This is a genomic window from Streptococcus sp. HSISS2, assembly GCF_000448665.1.
Lineage (GTDB): Bacteria > Bacillota > Bacilli > Lactobacillales > Streptococcaceae > Streptococcus > Streptococcus raffinosi.
Map to the genome: position 1 here is coordinate 1,761,382 of NZ_CM002133.1, position 2,240 is coordinate 1,763,621.

The window sequence follows — 2,240 nt, forward strand, 5'->3', positions numbered from 1 at the left end:
GATAAGACAAAAGACCTCAACTGATGTCAAGAAACGTAACAGTGGCCCAAAATTATGACTACCAGACTTGACCATGGGTTGAACGTAAACGTCCACCAAGGACTGAATTGAAGCCGTCAAATTAACCGTTGCCAAAGAAGCTACAACGATAAGGACAAAGGAGATAGAAAGTGAAAGCTTGTAGTCTTGCCACAAAAAGCGTAGCAGTCGTGCTAGTGAGCCCCAGCTGGCTTTTTTTCTTATTCTGCATCTGCTACTCCTTTCCCTTGTGTTTGCATCTTGTAAACGTCACGATAAATGGCATTATTAGCCACCAAGTCGTCGTGACTACCAATGGCATCGATACGGCCATCATTCATGACGATGATACGGTCTGCATCTTGGATAGATGAAATCCGTTGGCCGATGATGATTTTAGTCGTGTCCTTAAGACTTGAAGCGAAACCTTGACGAATCAAACTATCTGTCTTGGTATCGACTGCTGATGTCGAATCATCCAAAATCAAGATTTTCGGATTCATGAGGAGAGCACGTGCAATACAAAGACGTTGACGTTGTCCCCCTGAGACATTGGCGCCACCACGTTCAATCTTGGTGTCATAGCCATCCTTAAACTCTTGGATAAATTCATCAGCTTGGGCAATCTTACAAGCTTGGATGATTTCTTCATCTGTTGCCTGTTTATTTCCCCAGCGCATATTTTCCTTAATAGTGCCTGAGAAAAGAACGTTGGTTTGAAGGACCATGGCAACTTGTTTACGCAAGCTATCCAAATCATAGTCCTTAACATTGTGGCCGGCAACCTTGACTTGACCAGCTTCCACATCATAGAGACGAGGAATCAGCTGAACCAGACTAGATTTTCCTGAACCCGTTCCACCAAGAATTCCGATAACTTCACCAGACTTAATATCAAGCGTAATATCTTTGAGGACATGGGTCTTGTCACCATTTTCATCCGTATATGAGAAGTCCACATGGTCAAAGCTGATTGAACCATCTGCAACTTCTGTCAAACCATTTTCAGGCGAAAGGATAGTCGCTTCAGTACTGAGGACGTCATTAATACGTTCCACAGAAGCCATAGAAATGGACAACATGACAAAGATCATCATGAACATCATGAGTGAGATGAGGATAGTCATGGTGTAGCTGAACATAGAGGTTAATTCACCTGTAGATAGGTTACCGACAACGATAAGGTGGGCACCAAACCAAGAAATCATGAGGAAGGACGCATACATTGACAACATCATGGCTGGGTTAGACATGACAACCACACGAATAGCACGCATAAACATTTGATAAATGCGACGTGAGGCCCTCTTGAATTTATCAGTCTCTTCCTGCTCCTTAACATAGGACTTCACCACACGCATGTTGGTGATATTTTCCTTGATACTGTTGTTAAGGTTGTCATAAGCCTCAAATACTTGAGTAAATAAAGGATATACAATCTTGGTAATAAGCGCTAGAATCACACCGAGGAAGAGCGTTACGCCAACGAAAATCCAAGCCATCTGACCGTTGATAAGGAAACTAGCAGTAATGGCAAAAATCAGGTTGAGTGGGGCACGCACACAGATGCGGATAATCATTTGATAAGAGTTCTGAACGTTGGTAACATCAGTCATCATACGGGTTACCAGACCACCAGCTGAGAACTTATCGATATTTTCAAAGGAGAAGCTTTGAACCTTCTTGAAAATGGCCTGACGTAGATTCTTGGCAAATCCAGCAGAGGCAAAGGCCGCATAGCGAGCCGACTGCATACCGCAGAATAGGGATAGAAAGGCGCAGACTAACATGAGGCCACCGTAGAACCAGATGTTAGACATGTTAGATTGCTGGACACCTTTGTCCAAAAGATTAGCCATGACAAAGGGAATGGAAATCTCAAACATGACTTCTAGCGTCATGAAGAGGGACGCTAGGATTGAGGGTTTCTTGTATTCCTTTATCTGGGCGATCAGGGTTTGAAACATAGTTACCTCCATTTTATTTGTTGTTTTTTTACTTTTTTGATGCTTTCTTAAGTGGCTTCGGACGCTAGCAGCTTCCTTCGGAATCTCATAGCTAAGTTTTGAGCCAAAGTCTCAAAACTTCCGAGTTATAGAAGTCTCTTGACTTCTATAACTATTGCCACGGCGAAAAATATCGTCTGCCCTGAGCAGAGCGTGTTTCAGGCATTGATAGATATAAGCTAGTCCTGTAATCCATCACGGCAAAGCATCGCTGGT

At 43.2% G+C, this 2,240-nt stretch carries 1 protein-coding gene and 1 pseudogene; both read right to left on the reverse strand.

Going from position 1 to position 2,240, the window contains the following annotated elements; translation table 11 throughout:
• A pseudogene (locus HSISS2_RS12230) lies at positions 1 to 243 on the reverse strand (ABC transporter ATP-binding protein); the annotation flags it as partial.
• On the reverse strand, positions 240 to 1,985 hold the full coding sequence (locus HSISS2_RS07565) for an ABC transporter ATP-binding protein (protein WP_021146173.1): 1,746 nt from the start codon (positions 1,983 to 1,985) through the stop codon (positions 240 to 242). The pseudogene HSISS2_RS12230 and the gene HSISS2_RS07565, both read right to left, overlap by 4 nt.
• Positions 1,986 to 2,240: the final 255 nt, after the last annotated feature.

Coding starts and splice junctions, on each gene's coding strand:
- HSISS2_RS07565 (WP_021146173.1), bottom strand. CDS start 1,985: ATGTTTCAAACCCTGATCGCCCAGATAAAGGAATACAAGAAACCCTCA.